Below are 19,567 nucleotides of genomic sequence, written 5' to 3'. Positions count from 1 at the left end.
AAACCGCGTGGCCTCAGCCCTGCGTGGGCCAGGCCCGGTGCTCGTCATCGATCACGAAAACATGGGCGTGTCGGCGCCCGCCATGCGCCTTCAGATGCGGGTGATCGGGGGGCAGATCCGGGTGCTCATGCACGATCGGCGCACCCGATCCTTCGGGCCAGAACCGTCCAGCCAGGACCACGGCCACAACCCCGGCCGCCCCCGCCAGCGCCAGTGCCGCCCCCAGGCCCAGCGTGGCCCCGGCCCAGCCCGCGAACGGATAGGCGATCAGCCAGCAGGCATGGCTCAGCGCGAATTGCGCGGCAAAGATCGCAGGCCGGTCCTCCTCGTGGGCCGAGCGCCGTAGCAGGCGCCCCGCCGGCGTCAGCACCGCGGCATACAGCGCGCCGACCGCCACCCAGCTCAGCCAGAACACGCGCCAGCCGGGCGCATCCAACAACACGACGAAAAGGCCCGCCGCCAGCGCCAGCATCGACAGTCCGGCTCCCGCCTGCATCATCACCCGCCGGTCACTGACCCGGTGCAGCAGCTGCGGCAGAACCAGCGCCATGACCATTGATCCCCCGCCGAACCCCGCCATCGCCAGCGCCAGATCCGCCTCGCTGCCCCCGTAGACTCCGCGCACGATCACGACCGAGTTGACCAGCACGAAGGCCCCCACGGCCGCCGCGGCGAAATTCAGCGCCAGCAAACCGCGCAGCCGGGGCGTCGCCAGGTAGATCCGTATCCCGCGTGTCAGACGCTCGCGGAACGGGCGTTGCCTGCGTGGCTCGGTCCGCGGCAGCGCCACTGAAAGCACCAGCACGGCAGACCCCAGAAAACCCGTCACCGTTCCCAGGAACAGCCAGTGAAACGACATCACCAGCAAAAGCACGCCCGCCAGAGCCGGGCTCAGCAGGTTTTCCAGGTCATAGGCCAGCCGCGACAGCGACAACGCCCTCGTGTAGTCCTCTTCCTCCGGCAGAACATCGGGGATCGTCGCCTGGAACGCCGGGGTGAATGTCGCGCTGGCCGCCTGCAGCACGAAGACCAGCGCGTAGACCTGCCAGACCTCGCTGACAAAAGGCAGGCACAGCGCCACTGCCGCGCGCACCAGATCGGTGCCCACCAGCACCGCCTTGCGCGGCCAGTGCGCAACCAGCGCGCCCAGTACGGGCGACAGGCCGACATAGGCCACCATCTTGATGGTCAACGCCGCGCCCAGCACCACGCCCGCCCGCGCCCCGGCCAGCTCATAGGCCAGCAGGCCCAGCGCCACGGTCAGCAACCCGGTGCCAAGCAGGGCCACAACCTGGGCCGCGAAAAGCCGTCCGAAGACCGGGTGGAGAAGAACCGCAATCATGGCCTCATCCTATCCGCACGCCGAGGATAGAAAAGCCCCGGCTCGTTCACGGCAGGAAAACCCATGCGTGGGCCTGGCATGCCTGCCGGTCCGCGGCCTTCGGGATATGCGCGTTTCCGCACCATTGCTGTGCATCATTCTTCACACGCTCGTGACATCCATTTCAGCCCATCGCGCGTATCCTCCTGGCAATTGCATATCAACTGGGAGAAGAAAGTCATGACGAAACCTGCCTTTTCAATCACCCGCCGCCAGGCCCTGATGGGGGCTGCGGCCCTGCCTTTCGCCGCCGCCACCACCTCGCCCGCCTTTGCCGCGGCCGAAATGCTGGGCATGGCCACCACCCGTTTCAACCGGTTCAAGCTGGGCAGTTTCGAGGTGACCGCGCTGCTGGCCGGCACCCGCACCGTGCCCGAGCCCCAGTCGATCTTCGGCATGAACGTTTCGGCAGATGAGTTCGCCGCCGCCTCCGCCGCCGCGCACATTCCCACGGACAAAGCACAGTTCTTCTTCACCCCCACGGTCGTCAACACCGGGTCCGAGCTGATCCTGTTCGATACCGGCCTTAACCCCGGGGGCATCTCCGGCGCGATCAAGGCCGCTGGCTACAGCCCCGAACAGGTGGACAAGGTGGTCATCACCCACATGCATGGCGATCATATCGGCGGTCTGTCCGATGGCACCACGCCGACCTTCGCCAATGCCGCCTACATGACCGGCGCGGCCGAGTTCGACGCCTGGGACATGTCAGGCAATGAAGGGTTCGAAGCAAAGGTCCGCCCGCTGGCCGAGAAGATGACCATGCTCGACGATGGCGGCAGTGTCGCCTCGGGCATCACCGCCATGGCCGCCTTCGGCCACACCCCGGGCCACATGGCCTACATGATCGAAAGCGATGGCCAGCAACTCGTGCTCGGCGCCGACTTCGCCAACCATTATGTGTGGTCGCTGGCCTACCCCGACTGGGAAGTGAAATTCGACCGCGACAAGGAAATGGCAGCGCAAACCCGCCGCCGCATGCTGGGCATGATGGCCGCCGACAAGATCCCCTTCATCGGCTACCATATGCCCTGGCCGGCCAAGGGCTATGTCGAAACCCGCGGTGACGGGTTCCACTACGTGCCCGCCAGCTATCAGCTGATGATGGAATAATTCCTAAAACCCCGGGCCGCGGCGCTTTTCTTTGCCGCCGCGGCCCACCATATCTGCGGGCATGACAGGCCCGCTCTTTTCCGCCACCCGCATCGAACAGATCGCCCGTGATACCGTGGCCGGTTTTCCCGCACCGTTTCTCGGCCCGGCCTCGGGCGTCGTGATCCATGTCACCGACTGGCCCGCACCCGAGATGCTGCGCGATCTCGGCATCGCCGACCCGATCGAGCTGACGGGCCTTTACGAAGGCATCCCGCTCACCCACAAATCCGTGTTCGACCAGCCCCAGCGCCCCGACACGGTCTGGCTCTTTCGCGAACCCATCCTCGCGGAATGGCGCGATCGCGGCGATGTCACGATCGAAGAGCTGGTGGCGCATGTCACCGTGCATGAATTCGCCCACCATTTCGGCTGGTCCGACGATGACATCGCCACCATCGACCGCTGGTGGGAGTGAACGCCGGCTGACCGCAGACAACACGCTCGCGTCCGGCGTAGGGCGGGCCTAAGCCTGCCACCCCCTACCGGAAGGCCGGCCCGTGGGCCCAGATCGTCAGTGAATGGCGTTCGCCGCGGGTTACCGGCGTGACCCGGTGGATCACGAAGGACGGAAACGCGACTGCGCTGCCCCGCACCCTCTGCGCCGTCAGGATGCCCGCTCCCGGCATCAGCTCCAGCGCCCCGCCGTCATAGCCTTCGGGCTCGCTCAGCTGCACCACCAGCGTCAGCTTGCGCCGCCCCGCCGCCGCCCCCTCGCCGATATCGCTGTGCCAGCCGAAATGCCCCTCGCGTTCGGCCCCGTACCGTGCCACCTGCGGACTCTCGGCCATGGCATCCAGGTCGAACCCGAAATCGCGGTTCACTTCGCGCACCACCTCGAACAGACGCTCGGCCACCCAACCCATGCCGTCCAGGTCGTCGATCCAAACCAGGTCGGCCCGGCGCAGGTTGTGGTCGCGGTCGCCGCGCACCAGCCGCGCGTCACTGGCCTTCGCCGCGCGGGCCGCGGCGACGATCCTGTCACACTGATCCTTCGAAAACGCGTCCGGAACGGGGCGAAACTGCATTGGCGGCGGCCATCCTGTAGAGCTTTCCGCCGCTCATGCCGGAGTTGCACCCCGGCGTCCCGCCCATCCCCGACACCGGCGTCGCTTTCCGCCCGGCGTCATTCCATCGGCGGCACGTCCACGCTCACCTTGATCGCTGCCGGAACGGGTTTGGCCCCCTCGGCCGGCACGGGCTGCCCCTTGGCATATCCGGTCAGGCGCAGAAACGCGCCCTCCACCGTCGCCTCGAGATGGTCATTCTCGAAGCTGACCGTGACCGGGCCCTTCTCGCCGAAATCCGGGTCCATCACCATCGGCGCGTCAAATCCCTGATCGTCGAACACTTCCGCCGACAGAAGGTTCAGCGCGCCGCCCTGTTTCTGGAACGTCATCTGCAGCATCGGGCGGCCCGGCTTGCCCTCGTCCGTCACCGCGCGGCCCACCACGTTCACCGTCAGAAACGATCCCATGATCATCTTCTGCTCGGCATATGCGCTGCCTTTTTCAGTGTTCCGCGCAACGACCAGCATCATCGTGTCGCCGCCCAGGTCCACCTGCATCTCGCCGATCTTCTCGAACGGCGCGGTCAGATCGGCGGCCATCGCGCTCCCGGCGATCAGAACCGCTGCAAATGCTGAAATCATTCGGCTCGAAATTCCCGGCATGGTGCCCTCCAAATTGCTGATCCAATACCCTGAACCCTAGCAAATCCGGCGCGCCATGCCACCCCGTTGCCCGGATCAGCCCGGATCGCGCCAGCGGTTGACGATCGGATAACGCCGGTCCAGCCAGAAACTGCGCGGCGTCAGGCGCGTGCCCGGCGCCGACTGGAAGCGCTTGTATTCACTGATGTAAAGCAGGTGTTCCACGCGTTTCACCGTCTCGCGGTCAAACCCTGCCGCCACGCAATCGGCCACGCTCGCCTCGCGGTCCACCAGCATGTCCAGGATCGCGTCCAGCTCCTCGTAGGGGGGCAGGCTGTCCTCGTCCTTCTGATCCTCGCGCAGCTCGGCACTTGGCGGCTTGTCGATCACCCGCGGCGGGATCACCTCGCCTTCCGGGCCCATCATCCAGTCGGGCCGGTGATTGGCATTACGCCAGCGGCAGGTTTCGAACACCCGCGTCTTGTAAAGATCCTTGATCGGGTTGTAGCCGCCCGCCATGTCGCCATAGATCGTGGCATAGCCCACCGCGACCTCCGATTTGTTGCCTGTGGTCAGCAGCATCTCGCCGAACTTGTTCGACAGCGCCATCAGCAGAAGCCCGCGCAACCGCGACTGGATGTTTTCCTCGGTGATATCCGCGCCCCGCCCCTCGAAGAGCGGCGCCAGCGCCTCGGTCACCGCCGCGCGCGGACCTGAGATCGGCACGAAGTCGTAGCGGCAGCCCAGCGCCTCGGCCACCGCCTTGGCGTCCTCCAGGCTCGCTTCGCTGGTATATTCCGACGGCAGCATCACGCAGCGCACGTTGTCGGGGCCCAGCGCGTCCACCGCGATCGTCGCCACGATCGCGCTGTCGACCCCTCCCGAAAGACCCAGCAGCACCTTGCTGAACCCGGTCTTGCGCATATAGTCGCGCAACGCTTCGACCATCGCGCGATAATCCTGCTCCCACTCATCCGGCCGGTGCGCCTTTTCGCCCGGCTTCGCGCGCCAGCCGTCTGGCCCGCGCTCGAAATCCACATGCGCGATGCAGTCATCGAAGACCGGCAGTTGCACCACCAACTCGCCATGCGGGTTCAGAACGAAGGACCCGCCGTCGAACACCTGGTCATCCTGCCCGCCCACCATGTTCAGGTAAACCAGCGGCAGGCCCGTCTCGATCACGCGCGCGACCATCATGTTGGCGCGGGTGTCGAACTTGTTGCGGTAATAGGGGCTGCCATTGGGCACCAGCAGGAACTCGGCGCCCGTCTCGGCCAGCGTCTCGGCCACGTCCTCGTGCCAGGCATCCTCGCAGATCGGGCTGCCGATGCGGGTGTTGCCCACCGCGTAGGGCCCGCCAATCGGCCCGCTGTCGAATATCCGAACCTCGTCGAACACCGTCTCGTTCGGCAGGTGGTGTTTCAATACCGTGGTCACGATCCGCCCGCCCGAACAGATGAAATAGGCGTTGTAAAGAGATGCGCCCTCGATCGCCGGACCGCCGATGGCCAATGCCGGGCCCTCGGCGCAGTCCCGCGCCAGCGCCTCGATCGCGGCGATCGCGGTCTGGTGAAAGATCGGCTTCATCACCAGGTCCTGGGTGTTGTAGCCGGTGATGAACATCTCCGGAAACGCCACCAGGTCCGCACCGGCCGCACGCCCCTCCTCCCACGCGGCGCGCGCCTTGGTGGCATTGCCGTCGATATCGCCCACGATCGGGTTCAGCTGGGCCAGTGTCAGGCGGAATTGATCGCTCATCGGCTTTCCTCATGCTCTTGCCCGCCAGATTTAGCAGATCACCGCCCGAGGGGAAGCCGATTTGGGCCGGTCGCGGGAAAAGGGCGTTGCCCAGCGCGCCCGCCTCGCTTAGATTTCCGCCCACCCCTGCCGCAGGCGGGGGATGTTCAGGGGGACGTGCACGATGACATCACCGCTTCGCACAGGTCTGTTCGCCTCTGCCGCGGCACTGGCGCTGGCCATGCCCGCATTGGCGCAGGACAGCGAAACGCAGACCAAGCAATATGATGACGGCGGCGTTTACGAAGGCACGTTCAAGAACGGCCTGCAGCATGGTACCGGCACATATCGGCTGCCCAATGGCTATGAATATACCGGCGACTGGGTCGAAGGCGAGATTCGCGGCCGAGGCGTGGCGCGCTTTCCCAACGGCTCGGTCTATGAGGGCGAATTTGCCAAGGGCAAACCCGAAGGCGTGGGCAAGATCGTCTTTTCCGATGGCGGCACCTACGAAGGCGACTGGGTCGATGGCAAGATTACCGGCCAGGGCGTTGCGATCTATGCCAACGGCGTGCGCTACGAAGGCGGTTTCCGCAACGCGATGCATCACGGCCGCGGCGTGATGACCTCGCCCAACGGCTATGTCTACGACGGCGACTGGGTGAACGGTGTCAAGGATGGCATGGGCAAGATCACCTATCCCGATGGCGCGATTTACGAAGGCCAGATCGTACAGGGCGCGCGCGAAGGCCAGGGAACGCTCACCATGCCCGACGGGCTGGTCTATGAAGGGCTGTGGAAAGAGGGCCAGATCAACGGCGACGGCAAGCTGACGCAGCCCAATGGCGACATCTATGAAGGCATGCTGGTGGCCGGCCGCCGCGAAGGCAATGGCAAGGTCACCTATGCCAATGGCGATGTCTACGAAGGCGAATTTAAGGACGACAAGCGCGAAGGCCAGGGCATCTTCACCGGTGCCGATGGTTATCGCTACGAAGGCTCCTGGGTCGCCGGGCGTATCGAAGGCGACGGCACCGTGACCTATCCCGACGGCTCGGTCTATACCGGCCAGTTCCGTAATGACCTGGCCGATGGCACCGGCAAGATCACCTACCCCGATGGCTCCACCTATGAGGGCCTCTGGGTGGCCGGCGTGATCGAGGGCCAGGGCAAGGCCACCTATGCCAACGGCGTGGTCTACGAAGGCGCGTTCAAGGACGCAAAGAACCATGGCCTCGGGGTGATGACCTATGCCGACGGCTACCGCTATGAAGGTGACTGGCAGATGGGCCAGCGCCACGGCCAGGGCCAGGCAAGCTACCCCGATGGCACCGTCTACAAGGGCGAATTCGCGAACGGCCAGCGCCACGGGCAAGGCGAAATCGTCATGCCCGACGGGTTCACCTATACCGGTCAGTGGCAGGACGGCGAAATTTCGGGCGAAGGTAAGGCCACTTATGCCAACGGCGATGTCTATACCGGCACGTTCCTGAACGGCAAACGCCAGGGCACCGGGACCATGGTCTATGCCGAAGGCGGCGAGGAAAGCGGCACCTGGGAAAACGGCGCGCTCAAATCGAACTAATCCCGCTCACCCCGCCTTCGGCCCGGCTGGGAGGATACGCATGCGCATTGCGCTCGCTTCTTTGCTGATCGTGCTCGCCGCGTTTTCCGGCGTGCCAGGCCCCGCCTTTGCGCAGGACACCCCGGAAAACGAAGTGCGCATCGGCGTGCTGGCCTTTCGCGGCTGGCGCACAACCGAACCGCAATGGAAACCGCTGGAACGCTATATCGCCCGGCAGCTGGGCCAGCCCACCCGCCTCGTTCCGGTCACGCTGGCCTCGGCCGGGCCGCTGATAGACAATGGCGGCGTGCACTTCCTGGTGACCAACCCGGGCCATTACGTGGATCTCGCCCGCACCCGCCCGATGAGCGTTCTTGCCACGCGCAAGCGCAGGCTTTCGGATGGCTCCTACGTGTCCGAATTCGGCAGCGCCATCATCACCTCCGCCGATAGCCCGATCGACAGCCTGAAGCAGGCCACCGGCCAACGCGTCACGGCGATCAGCCCCAATGCCTTCGGCGGGTTCCAGGTCGCCTGGGCCGCCTTCGTCGAACAGGGGATCGACCCGTTTTCGGATTTCGCAGCACTCGATTTCGTCGGCTTCCCGATGGATCGGATCATCGACGATGTGCGCGCCGGCCGCACCGAGATCGGCATCATCCGCAGCGGCCTGATCGAGGAACTGGCCGCAGAGGGCAAGCTCGATCCCGCGCAGATCAAGGTGCTGAACGCCAACGCCTCCTATACCTACCCCGACACGCTTTCGACCCGGCTCTATCCCGAATGGCCCTTCCTGGCGATGTCGGGCACGGACGAAGGACTGCGCGACCGCATGGCGCTGGCGCTTCTGGCCACGCAGGACGCCACGCTGCGCACCACCCACGGCCTGCGCGACGGCTGGGGCGCGCCGCGCAGCTATCACGCCGTCGTGGCCCTGTCGCAGGCCTATGCCGCGCGGCTCGACCGGCAGCAACGCATCTCCCGCCTTCTCCTGCCGGGACTCATCGCAAGCGCGGCCCTGATCGGCGCGCTCCTTGGCCTTTGGATGCTGTCGCGCCGGCGCAAACCGGCCCCGGCCGCCCCGGCCCCCACCGCCGACAGGCCCGCCGTGGCGCTTACCCAGCGGGAACGCGAAGTCCTCGATCTGGTTACGCAAGGTCTGTCATCGAAGCAGATCGCCCGGCAGCTGGGCATCAGCCCAAAGACCGTGGAATTCCACCGCTCGAACCTCCTGCGCAAGTATGACACCAACACAACGGCCGAACTCGTGCACAAGGCCGCGCAAAGCCTTGCCAAACAGGCCCCGACCGCGCCAACCTAGGGATTCCCCTAGGGTATTTTCCCGCTTTTTCCGGTAATGCTGCGGGTTTCCTGCCCTTCGCCCGCCTGCGACACTTTATCCATCCGGAACATCCGAACACAGGACCGGACCAAAGGGAGGAACCACAAATGACCATTCTCAAGAAATTCGCCGCGGGTATCGTCGCCTTGTCGCTGGGCCTCGCGCTTCTGGGCTTCGGCGCCGGCCAAGCCGACGCCAACGAACGCTACAGCAAGCAAAAGGTCGTCTACCACATCAACTATCCCGGTGGTGACGAGAACAAGAAGTACATGGGCGCGATGCGCAACATCCAGAACCACATCAACGCCGTCGGCGCCGAAAACATGGAAATCAAGGTCGTGATGCACGGCAATGGCGTCGGCCTTCTGCAGGCCGCCAAAGGCAACAAGAACATGCAGGGCCGCATTCTGGAACTGAAGAATCAGAAGGTTGCCTTCCACATCTGCGCCAACACGCTGCGCGGCCGGAACATCGACCTCAACAACGACCTCTTCGACGCCTACGATGAGGATGTCGTGCCCTCCGGCGTCGCCGAGCTCAGCCACCTGCAGGCTCAGGGCTACACCTACATCAAACCCTGATCACCGTCGGAATACCACTCGCGATCAACCAACAGGGGCGCCCCGCCGGGCGCCCTTTTTCGTTGCGTCACATGGCATGGACCGGCGGGTAAGCCCGCCCTAAACTCGTTTCAAAAAGCCACCACCAACAGGGACAGCGCAAAATGAGTTTCGCCTTCGACGATTTCCTTTCCACCACCGCCGCCGCGCAGCAGGCCCAACCGTTCCAAGGCCTGCCGAAATACCATTTCGTCGGCGGCAACATCGATGAACCTACCGTGCCCGCCGACGCTCTGGCCGAGGCCGTCGCCCGCGTGATCCGCGAAGAGGGTCACGCCATGGGCAAGTATTTCATGGACAGCGGCCCGCAGGGCTATCTGCCGCTTCGCGAGGAAATCTGCGCCATCCTCGACCGTCGCGCCGGGATGAACGTGCCGCCAGAACAGGTGCTGGTAACCACCGGCTCGCTTCAGGCAATGGACCTTGTCAACAAGGCGCTTCTCAATCCCGGCGACGTGGTGCTGCTGGAAGAAGCCAACTACATGGGCGCAATCAAGAAGCTGCGCGCCCTTGGCGTCACGCCCTATCCCGTCGCGCTCGATGAACACGGCATCCGCATGGATGCGCTGGAGGAGGCGCTGCAAACGCTGGCCAACCAGGGCACCAAGCCCAAGTTCATCTACACCATCCCCACGATCCAGAACCCTACCGGCTCGGTCCTGCCGGAAGACCGCCGCCGCCAGATGCTGGCCCTGGCGAAGAAATACGACGTGCCGATCTTCGAAGACGATTGCTATGCCGATCTCGTGTTTTCCGGCACCCGCCCGCCCGCGATCCACGCGCTCGATGACGAAGATCGCGTGATCTATTGCGGCACGTTTTCGAAAACCATCGCGCCGGCACTGCGCATGGGCTTCCTGGTCGCGCCTTGGCCGCTCATGGGGCACATCCTGCCGCTCAAGACCGATGCCGGGTCCGGCGCACTGGAACAGATGGCGCTGGCCGAATACCTGCCGGGCCGGTTCGACGCCCATGTCGACGCGCTGCTGCCGATGCTTCAGGAAAAGGCCGATACGCTCTGTGCCGCGCTGGATGAGCATTTCGGCGCCGCTGCCAGCTATGACCGGCCCGTTGGCGGAATCTATCTCTGGGTCACCCTGCCCGAAACCGTCGATACCGATCGCCTCTACGAGGCTGCGCTGAAACACGGGATCGAGATCAACCAGGGCAGCCAGTGGACCGTCGAGGGCGAAAAGCACCGCCACCGGATGCGGCTCTGCTTCGGCCATGCCCCGCTCGATACCATCCGCGAAGGCGTCGCGAAACTCGCCGATGTCTGCTTCGAGGAATTCGGCCTGCCCACCCGCTCGGGCAACGTGGCACGCGGCTAAGGCTCACCGGCTGCGCATGCGCAGCCGGTCATAGATCTCATAGGCCCGCATCTGAAGCGGATTGAGCTCACTGCGCGATGCCAGCGGCGCCGGACGGAACGCTGCATCGACCGCCTCTATGTCCAGCTCGGCGCACAGGCCATCCCATGCACCGGGATCATTGCACAGGTCTTCGTAGCACACGAACCGCGCCTGCCCGGGCGCCGTGTCCAGCAGCCATTGATAAACCGCGCACCATTCCTCGAGCCAATACTCCTGCGTCTGCGGATCACCTTGCGGTTTCGCCCCGGGCGCGAAGGGGCGATGGTCCGAGCCGAACTCGTGATGGCCCAGCCATCCCATGTAATCGCGCGAAAACGGGTCGTCACGATGCATCTGCACGAACCGCGCATGCTGCCGGTGAAGCGATCCGGCATGCGCAACAGGATCGCGGAACGGCACCAGAAGATGCGCGTTCGGAAACGCCTCGGCCAGTGCATTCAGCCGCATTGTGTTGTTGTTGTTCTTCGCAAGGTAGCGGTTCGCCCGGCGCGCCTTCAGGATGGCCGCCACGTAGCAGCGATATTTCTGCACCAGCGCGGCACCCGGCCTGTGCGGCAACAACCGGTCTGATTTCAGGTAGGCATTGCCATCGAACACGCGCCAGAACGGCTCTTCCAGGCTCTCGACACTATCGAGATCCACGGCAATCCCGTCTCCATGCGCCCGTTCGGCGGCGGCCACACCGCCGCCCCCGTTCAACCGGCTCCACAGGTTCGGTGCCAGAACGAAGGGCATATCGCGGTAGCTCAGCGATCCGAACGCTCCGCTCTCATGCAGGGCCCGGGTCAGAACCGTCGTTCCCGCGCGGGCCAGCCCCGCCACGAAAACATGCGCGCCGTCTTTCGCAACCTCCGGATCAGGCCGCGCGATCACCTGATTGAGACCAAAGGCCATCTCGGCGACCGCCCCGTTCCCCAGCGCCAGCCGGTGCATCATCTGCTCCATCGGCGTATAGGCACTCGCAGACGCTTCCGCCGGCCCGTCCAGCACGCCGCGCAGCATGATCCAGCCGGTCGCCACGACAATCGACAGGATCAATCCCTGCCAGCCGAACGAGAATTCCACAAATCCCGGAACGATCCGGGCCACCCCGGCCCCGATCCCCAGCGCGACCACCGCCAACAGCACGATCTGGCCTGAGAACCAGAGCACCCCGCCAAAGGTGCGCCGCGCATAATGCTTCATCGCGCGCTCTTTCCAGTGGTCGGATATGCCCCGCGCCCGCAAAACCGCGATCGAGCGCAGGCTCGGCCCCGTGATCGCGCCCACCGCCTGGACCAGCGGCAGGCGCAGCGCAATCTGCACCAGGATCAGCGTCAGCGCCGCCAGCGCCGCCGCAGAGGCCAGCATCGGCATCATTTCACGCCGTGTTCCGCCGCCGCACGCCGCTTGGCGATCCGGCGTTTGATCGGGAACCAGATAAAGGCGATCATCACCATGAAGAACACGGCGACGAGCCCCAGAAGCGACGCCACCGCGCCCAGCCCCATGCCGGGGCCGATATAGGCCTGCGCCATGGCAGGCATCAGGGCGAAAACCGAGGTCAAAAGGATCAGCTGTCTGTGCATGTCACATCCTCCAGATCAAGCGCTGTTTCAGGAAGCCAGAGGTATTCGGTCAGAACGAACGACTTGTCCGCCACCCCCGGCTTGAGGTTGATAAACTCGAGAACCGGCGCGCCCGTCGGTCCCAGTTCAAAGGCCCGCCCCTGCTGTGGGCTGACGATCGCCAGATCGCCGCGGGCCGTGCGCATGTGCTTGCCGCGAATGCGGGTATAGAACCCGTTTTCTTCGCCATCATAGGTAATCTGGGTGGCGTGCGTCTCGGGATCGATCGTGATGATCCGGCTTGTGCCCAGCCCCATCGCGTTGTCGAAAACCGAAATCGTGCCATCCGGGCGCCAGTCTGGATCATGCTGGCGAAGCATACCCCCGGTGTGATGCCACTTGACCTTCAGCGTCTCGGGATCGACCACAAAAACCGTGTTCAGATCGCGGGCCGAGATCAGCAGATCGCCCGCGGCAAATCCGTCGAAAACATCCGCCATTTCCGCAGGCAGCGGCTCGACATCATTGAAATGCACCGGGTCGCCCAACCACTGACCAATGGTCTCGGTCGCGTTGGTCTCGACCGCGTTTTCATCCTTGCGGGCCAGTTCAAACAGGCCCAGCCGCGGATTGGCCGCCATTATCGCGGCAAGGCTGATCTCGCGCCTGACCGCGCCCGTCGCCAGGTCCAGCTCGACCGGCCCAGTGCCCGGCGGGGCATTTGCACCCTCGCCCTCATCGGCAAAGCCCCAGTCACGCAGCGCCCAGAGTGTTTCCTGGTCCGGCTGCACCATGACCGAATGGTGATATGTTCCCGGCGTTACCCAGACCGGCCGATTGCACGCATCGCGCCGTTGCAGGCCCGCCCCGTGATCAAAACCGAACACGATCGAGGCGTCCGGCAATATCTGCAACCCGTGCACCACCCGACGCGACTCGCGCGCCTTGTTGCTGACCTCTACATCGTCTTCATGCAGGTCCCACACCCGCGCCACGCGCAGATCGGGATCCAGCAGAACCGCCATGTTGCCGGCCCGTCCGTCCGCCTGCATCGCGCCCCCCAGCAGACGCCAGCCCCGGTCGGCACCATGCGCATCGCCACGCACCATCAATTCGGAAAATGCCGTGCCTTCAGGCCCGCGGACGGGGCGAAAGCCCGCCATGTCCACATCCGGCCGCGGCACCGAAAGAAAGCGCGTCGCCTCCTGCCCGGTCACGATACCTTTTGCCTCGTCCCAGGCTTCCGCAACCTTGCTGGGAAGCATCGCAAGGTTCAGCGCCACGCGCCCCGGCGCGCCGACAGTCGCCGGTTGCAGCAGGGCCTGCAACGCCGCCCAGGCGAAAAACACCATGACAAGGAAACCCGCCATCACGGCTCCGGCCCATGTCGCCAGCTTTTCTTTTCTGTCGTCGTCGCGCACCGATGTGTCCCCGGCTGAACTGCTTCTCAATCGGAAACAGTCTGTTCGGGGATGTTGGCCAAATTAGGGCCAAAAAGTTTCGAGCCTGTGGAAATACCCTGCGGGTCGGCGCGGCGTTTCCGTGGCGATGCCACGCCGGGCCCAAGCGCACCAACCACGCCGGAAAATGAAACGGGCGCCTCTCTCTAAGCGCCCGCTTTCCTTGTTTGTCAAAGCCCTACTTGGCGTCTTCCAGCTTGGTGATCTTCATCATTTTCATGATGGTCTTTTCGTACCAAGGCTCGCTGACGCCGCGCTTCACCTTTCGGATGAAATACCACTCAAAGGCCAGCTTGGCCCAGTGCACCCACTTGCCTTCGCTCGCCCAGTTCACGTTGCGCGGCGGGATCTGCGGCATCGCCAGGAAGGCCGCGCCACGATCGCCGAAATCCGCGAGGCACAGCGCGTTCCACGTGGGCTTCTCGTTGGGCTCCTCGCCCGACAGGATCCGCGGGATGTTATGCGCGGTGGCGGTGACCATGCTCTCGATCATGAAACCCGTCTTCGGCACGCCGGTGGGCACCGGCGTCGGATCCTTGGGTGCAATCGCGATGCAGACGCCGATGCCGAAGATGTTGGGGTATTTCGGGTTGCGCTGGTATTCGTCGGTGATGACGAAACCGCGCGGGTTGACCAGACCCTCGATCCCCATCAGCGCCGGAATGCCGCGGAACGCGGGCAGCATCATCTTGTATTTCGCCGGAATCTCGTGGTCGCCGATGGCCTCACCCTTCTCGTCATGCTCGGTGATATGCACGGCGTCTTCGGTGAACTTGTTGGTCTTGGCGTTGATCACCCACTTGATGTCGCGGTCGCGCAGGATCGATTCCAGCATCCCCTTGGTGTCGCCCACACCGCCCAGGCCCAGGTGGCCGATATAGGGTTCGCTGGTAACGAATGTCATCGGCACCTTGTGACGGATCTTGCGCTTGCGCAGGTCGGTGTCGATGGTCAGCAAGTATTCATAGGCCGGGCCAAAGCACGACGCACCCTGCACCGCGCCCACCACGATCGGGCCGGGATCGGCACAGAACGCATCCCAGTTCTGCCCTGACACTTCCGCATGCTCGATCGAGCAGACCGAGGCGGTGTGGTTCTCGGGCCCGAACCCCTCGATCTCGTCAAAGGCCAGTTCCGGCCCCGTCGCGATCACCAGGTAGTCGTAGTCCACCTCGCGGCCGCTCTCCAGCGTCAGCTTGTTGGCCTCGGGGTCCAGTTTCACGGCCCCATCGCAGATGAAGTCGATGCCGCGCCGCTTCATGATCGGCGCGAGGTCGACGGTGATGTCCTTCTTCTCGCGCCAGCCAACGCCGGCCCAGGGGTTCGACGGCGTGAACTGGAAATACGGCTTGTTCGAAATCAGGGTCAGCTGATCGCTGTTCGACAGCGTTTCCTTCAGCTCATAGGCCTGAATGGTGCCGCCCAGCCCGGCACCCAGCACGACAACATGTGCCATTGGTCTTGTCCTTTCTAATACGGCGGCAATCCGCCACCGCTTGCCATGAGTACGCGGCCACAGGACACCCTTCTGACCCGGCCGGTCAGCGTCGTGCATAATGGTTTCGCGCGCGCTTCAATATGCGACATATTATTGCGCTCTCGCGCAACAACATTGATTCAGGTCAAGGAAAGATCGTGGCTCACACCACCTCCTCCGTCGAAAGCCGGTCCAGAATCGCCTCGGCCTCCTTCAGAATCCGGCTCTGCTCGACCGCTTTCATCCGCTCCCATGTGCGATAGATGTTGGCCATGCGCGGGTTCTTCGCGAACCGGTCGCGATGGCGGTTCAGGAAATGCCAGTAAAGCGGGTTGAACGGGCAAGCCTTGGGGCCCGTCCTCGCTTTCACGTCATGGGAACAGCCCACGCAATAATCGCTCATCTTGTTGATATAATTTCCCGAACTCACATAGGGCTTCGATCCCACGACACCCCCGTCGGCAAACTGGCTCATGCCCACCGTGTTGGGCGCCTCGACCCATTCGAACGCGTCGGCATAGACGGCCAGGTACCATTCATGCACCTCCGCTGGGTTCACCCCGGCCAGCAGGGCGAAATTACCCGTCACCATCAGCCTCTGGATATGGTGGGCATAGGCCTCCTCGCGGGTCTGGTCCACCGCCGCCCGCAAACAGGCCATGTTTGTTTCCCCGCCCCAGTAAAGCGCCGGAAGCTTGCGCTGATGATTCAACGCATTGCGCTGCGCATAGTCCGGCCCTTCCCGGAAATAAACCCCGCGCACGAACTCGCGCCAGCCAATGATCTGGCGGATGAATCCTTCCGCCGCATTGATCGGCACGCCCCCTGCTTGCCACGCCTTCTCCACCCGCTCGCACACCTCCAGCGGGCCCAGAAGCCCGAGGTTGAGATAGATCGACAACAGCGAATGGTTCAGGAACCGGTCATCGCGCAGCATCGCATCCTGCACATCCCCGAACCCCGGAAGGGAATACTTCACGAAATGGTCCAGCGCGCGCAGCGCCTGCCTGCGCGTGACGCCGAACCAGAACGGGTGCAGCTCGCCGAAATTGTCCCCGAACCGCGCCTCGACAACGTCCAGTACCTCTTGCGTGATATCGTCCGGCGTGAACTGCATCGGCTTGGCGCGGAACATGTCCGGCTCCGCCCGCTTGCGGTTGTCATGGTCATAATTCCATTTGCCGCCCGCAGGCTTGTCGCCATCCATCATCAGGCCGGTCTTGCGCCGCATCTCGCGATAGAACCACTCCATCCGTAATTCCTTGCGCCCCTCGGCCCAAGCGTCGAACTCCTCCAGCGAACAGACAAACCGGTCGTCGGGTAAAAGTGTCACTTTCAACGGCCCGTCTTCCAGCGCCGCGATCAGCCGCCATTCGCCGGGCCGTGTGGCAATCACCTCGCCCGCGCCCGTCTCCTCGGCCCGCCGGATCAGCTCGCTCATGATCGATCCGGCATTCCCGGGATCATCCGACCGGGTATAAAGCAGGTCACGCCCCGCCTCGCGCAGCTCCTCGGCGAAATGCCGCATCGCCGAAAACACCAGCGCGATCTTCTTGGGATGGTGCTGAACGTAACCCGCCTCGTCGGCCACCTCCGCCATCACCACCACGTCGCCCGGCTCCGCCGCGCGCAGCGCCGTCAGGTCATGGCTCAGCTGATCGCCCAGAACCAGGATCAGCCTCACCAGGCCACCCTCTCGCCCTTCCAGTCGAAGAACTGCCCGGTGTCTTCGGGCGCCAGCCCGTCGATCACCGCCAGCAGGTGCTCGGCCGCCTGCTCGGGGCTGTGCTTGTCATGCGCCGGAAAATCCGCCGTGAACCGCGTCGCCACCGTGCCCGGATGCAGCGCCACGCAAACGGCGTGGCTGTGCGTCCGCGCCAGCTCGATCCCCCCGGTATGCAGCACCTGGTTCAGCGCCGCCTTGGATGCGCGGTAGGAATACCAGCCCCCGGCCCGGTTATCCCCGATCGAGCCCACCCGCGCCGACAGTGCCGCGAACACCGCCCGCCGATCGCGTGGCAGCAACCGCGCGGCATGGCGCAGCACCAGCGCCGGACCGATGGCATTGACCGCGAACTGCGCCGCCATCTCCTCCGCGCTCACTTCCTTCAGCGATTTTTCCGGCCGTTCGGCCACGCCCGTCAGGATGCCGCTGGCCACGAAGATCAGGTCAAACCCCGGCTCCAGCCGGGCCAGCGCCGTCTCAACGCTCTCAGGCCGCGCAAAATCCATCCCATCCGCGCGGCTCAACCCTGTCACATCCACGCCCCGCGCCTCCAGCGCGGCGCAGATCGCCCGGCCAATCCCGCCTGTCGATCCCAGTATCAATGCGCGTTCTGTCATACCTTTCTTACGCACCACGCCGCGCCCCGGTTCAAAACAATGAAATTCCGCGCTTTTCTTTCGCGAATCTTGCCGTATATTCGCGCCCATGATGACTCGGGGCCATATCGCACCTTCCGCATGCTGCGCGCGTGCCCGTCGTGCTGCCCTGCTCCTTCTCCTTAGCCGCCTCTGAGCGTGCCAATCGGCGCGAGCGCTCAGAGGATGGAATTCGCGCCAAGAGGCTAAGGAAAAACGAAAGAGACCCCACATGACCGATACGATTTCCCAAGACCGCGTCTTGATCTTCGACACGACTCTGCGCGACGGCGAGCAATCCCCCGGCGCCACCATGACCCATGAAGAGAAACTCGAGATCGCCGAGATGCTCGATGACATGGGCGTCGACATCATCGAGGCCGGTTTTCCCATCGCCTCAGAGGGCGATTTTCGCGCCGTGTCCGAAATTTCCCAGCGTTCCAAGGATGCTGTGATCTGCGGGCTGGCACGCGCCAATTTCAAGGATATCGACCGCTGCTGGGAGGCAGTGAAGCAAAGCGCCCGGCCGCGCATTCACACCTTCATCGGGACCTCGCCGCTGCACCGCCAGATCCCTGACCTCACGCAGGACGAAATGGCCGACCGGATCCATGAAACGGTCACCCATGCCCGCAATCTCTGCGACAATGTGCAATGGTCGCCGATGGATGCCACGCGCACCGAATGGGATTACCTCTGCCGCGTGATCGAGATCGCGATCAAGGCCGGCGCCACCACGATCAACATCCCCGACACCGTCGGCTACACCGCGCCCGAGGAGTCGGCCAACCTGATCCGCCGGCTGATCGAAACCGTGCCCGGCGCCGACGAGGTGGTCTTTGCCACCCACTGCCACAACGATCTTGGCATGGCCACCGCCAACGCGCTGGCCGCCGTCGCCGGTGGCGCGCGCCAGATCGAATGCACCATCAACGGCCTCGGCGAACGCGCCGGCAACACCGCGCTCGAAGAGGTGGTGATGGCGCTCAAGGTCCGCCATGACATCATGCCCTGGAGCACCGCCGTCGACACCACCAAGATCATGGGCATTTCCCGGCGCGTGGCAACCGTCTCGGGCTTCCCGGTGCAGTTCAACAAGGCCATCGTCGGCAAGAACGCCTTCGCCCACGAATCCGGCATCCACCAGGACGGCATGCTGAAGAACCCCGAGAATTTCGAGATCATGCGCCCCGCCGATGTGGGCCTCTCGGAATCCTCGCTGCCGCTGGGCAAACATTCCGGCCGCGCCGCCCTGCGCGACAAGCTCAACAATCTGGGCTTCGACGTGGGCGACAACCAGCTCAAGGACATCTTCGTGCGGTTCAAGGATCTCGCCGACCGCAAGAAAGAGGTCTTCGACGACGATATCATCGCGCTGATGCGCGTGGGCGAAGACGGCGAAAACGACCGGCTCAAGCTCAAGTCGCTGCGCGTCACCTGCGGCACCGGCGGCCCTGCCGAGGCCCGGATTGTGATGGAGATCGATGGCGCCGAGAAAACCGCCACCATGTCGGGCGACGGCCCGGTGGACGCAAGCTTCAGGGCGGTGCGCGATCTGCACCCCTCGGATGCGCATCTGCAACTCTACCAGGTTCACGCCGTGACCGAAGGCACCGATGCCCAGGCCACCGTTTCTGTCCGGCTCGAGGAAGGCGGCAATATCGCCACCGGCCAGTCGGCCGATACCGATACCGTCGTCGCCTCGACCAAGGCCTATATCCACGCCCTGAACCGCCTGCTGGTGCGCCGCGGCAAGCTGGGCGAGGACCAGAAGGAAATCAGCTACCGCGACATGAGCTGATCGCTCCTGACGCCGGCGCATCGCGCCCGGCAGGGCGGCCAGCCCCAGCGGCTGGTCGCGCATCGCGGCGGCACTGTCTGTTCCGCTCCCGCTCGCCGGGC

General features: G+C 64.4%; 17 protein-coding genes. 7 read left to right on the top strand and 10 right to left on the bottom strand.

The annotated features are described in order from the left end of the window. Positions 1 to 13 precede the first annotated feature (13 nt). On the bottom strand, positions 14 to 1,342 hold the full coding sequence (locus E0501_RS02465; RefSeq protein ID WP_137699761.1) for an MFS transporter: 1,329 nt from the start codon (positions 1,340 to 1,342) through the stop codon (positions 14 to 16). 219 nt (positions 1,343 to 1,561) lie between these two features. Here E0501_RS02465 and E0501_RS02460 point away from each other — a divergent pair, with 219 nt between their 5' ends. Further along, entirely contained in the window at positions 1,562 to 2,494 is a 933-nt protein-coding gene (locus E0501_RS02460) for an MBL fold metallo-hydrolase (RefSeq protein WP_137699760.1), read from the top strand. 61 nt (positions 2,495 to 2,555) lie between these two features. After that, on the top strand, positions 2,556 to 2,951 hold the full coding sequence (locus E0501_RS02455; protein WP_137699759.1) for a metallopeptidase family protein: 396 nt from the start codon (positions 2,556 to 2,558) through the stop codon (positions 2,949 to 2,951). A 64-nt stretch (positions 2,952 to 3,015) separates the two neighbouring features. On the opposite strand, the gene E0501_RS02450 is transcribed toward E0501_RS02455, so the two are convergent. From E0501_RS02450 to E0501_RS02440, 3 genes are all read right to left on the bottom strand, one after another. After that, positions 3,016 to 3,561, bottom strand: a complete 546-nt coding sequence (locus E0501_RS02450) for a 2OG-Fe(II) oxygenase (protein ID WP_137699758.1) — start codon at positions 3,559 to 3,561, stop codon at positions 3,016 to 3,018. Positions 3,562 to 3,659: 98 nt separating this feature from the next. Beyond that, entirely contained in the window at positions 3,660 to 4,184 is a 525-nt protein-coding gene (locus tag E0501_RS02445; RefSeq protein ID WP_137699757.1) for a hypothetical protein, read from the bottom strand. A gap of 96 nt (positions 4,185 to 4,280) precedes the next feature. Then, positions 4,281 to 5,942, bottom strand: coding sequence for an NAD+ synthase (locus E0501_RS02440; protein ID WP_137699756.1), 1,662 nt, complete (start codon positions 5,940 to 5,942; stop codon positions 4,281 to 4,283). A gap of 163 nt (positions 5,943 to 6,105) precedes the next feature. Here E0501_RS02440 and E0501_RS02435 point away from each other — a divergent pair, with 163 nt between their 5' ends. The 4 genes from E0501_RS02435 (at position 6,106) to E0501_RS02420 (ending at position 10,778) form a co-directional block, all read left to right on the top strand. Further along, on the top strand, positions 6,106 to 7,506 hold the full coding sequence (locus E0501_RS02435) for an MORN repeat-containing protein (protein WP_193555869.1): 1,401 nt from the start codon (positions 6,106 to 6,108) through the stop codon (positions 7,504 to 7,506). A gap of 40 nt (positions 7,507 to 7,546) precedes the next feature. Continuing rightward, positions 7,547 to 8,806 (top strand): PhnD/SsuA/transferrin family substrate-binding protein, encoded by a 1,260-nt coding sequence (locus E0501_RS02430; RefSeq protein ID WP_161594531.1) that lies wholly within the window; start codon positions 7,547 to 7,549, stop codon positions 8,804 to 8,806. Between the two features lie 128 nt (positions 8,807 to 8,934). Then, a complete protein-coding gene (locus E0501_RS02425; RefSeq protein ID WP_137699754.1) occupies positions 8,935 to 9,408 on the top strand; it encodes a DsrE family protein in 474 nt (157 codons plus the stop codon). Between the two features lie 143 nt (positions 9,409 to 9,551). Next, on the top strand, positions 9,552 to 10,778 hold the full coding sequence (locus E0501_RS02420; protein ID WP_137699753.1) for an aminotransferase-like domain-containing protein: 1,227 nt from the start codon (positions 9,552 to 9,554) through the stop codon (positions 10,776 to 10,778). 3 nt (positions 10,779 to 10,781) lie between these two features. Here E0501_RS02420 and E0501_RS02415 read toward each other — a convergent pair whose 3' ends face one another. The 6 genes from E0501_RS02415 to E0501_RS02390 form a co-directional block, all read right to left on the bottom strand. Beyond that, entirely contained in the window at positions 10,782 to 12,176 is a 1,395-nt protein-coding gene (locus E0501_RS02415; protein ID WP_161594530.1) for a sulfotransferase, read from the bottom strand. Then, the gene (locus E0501_RS02410; RefSeq protein WP_137699751.1) at positions 12,176 to 12,388 is read right to left on the bottom strand and encodes a hypothetical protein; all 213 of its coding nucleotides are present in this window, start codon (positions 12,386 to 12,388) and stop codon (positions 12,176 to 12,178) included. The genes E0501_RS02415 and E0501_RS02410 overlap by 1 nt, the downstream gene beginning before the upstream one ends. Beyond that, the gene (locus E0501_RS02405) at positions 12,373 to 13,788 is read right to left on the bottom strand and encodes an arylsulfotransferase family protein (RefSeq protein ID WP_137699750.1); all 1,416 of its coding nucleotides are present in this window, start codon (positions 13,786 to 13,788) and stop codon (positions 12,373 to 12,375) included. Before E0501_RS02405 ends, E0501_RS02410 begins: the two co-directional genes overlap by 16 nt. 217 nt (positions 13,789 to 14,005) lie before the next feature. Further along, complete coding sequence (locus E0501_RS02400) at positions 14,006 to 15,283, bottom strand: NAD(P)/FAD-dependent oxidoreductase (protein ID WP_137699749.1); 1,278 nt, start codon at positions 15,281 to 15,283, stop codon at positions 14,006 to 14,008. A gap of 184 nt (positions 15,284 to 15,467) precedes the next feature. Next, positions 15,468 to 16,991 (bottom strand): cryptochrome/photolyase family protein, encoded by a 1,524-nt coding sequence (locus tag E0501_RS02395; protein WP_137699748.1) that lies wholly within the window; start codon positions 16,989 to 16,991, stop codon positions 15,468 to 15,470. Then, on the bottom strand, positions 16,985 to 17,647 hold the full coding sequence (locus E0501_RS02390; RefSeq protein ID WP_137699747.1) for an SDR family NAD(P)-dependent oxidoreductase: 663 nt from the start codon (positions 17,645 to 17,647) through the stop codon (positions 16,985 to 16,987). The genes E0501_RS02395 and E0501_RS02390 overlap by 7 nt, the downstream gene beginning before the upstream one ends. 250 nt (positions 17,648 to 17,897) lie before the next feature. Between E0501_RS02390 and E0501_RS02385 the strand changes: the two genes are divergently transcribed. Further along, the gene (locus E0501_RS02385; RefSeq protein WP_137699746.1) at positions 17,898 to 19,466 is read left to right on the top strand and encodes a 2-isopropylmalate synthase; all 1,569 of its coding nucleotides are present in this window, start codon (positions 17,898 to 17,900) and stop codon (positions 19,464 to 19,466) included. The last annotated feature ends 101 nt before the right edge of the window (positions 19,467 to 19,567 follow it).

The organism is Marimonas lutisalis (genome assembly GCF_005434965.1).
Lineage (GTDB): Bacteria > Pseudomonadota > Alphaproteobacteria > Rhodobacterales > Rhodobacteraceae > Marimonas_A > Marimonas_A lutisalis.
This window is presented reverse-complemented; position numbering and strand designations above follow the sequence as displayed.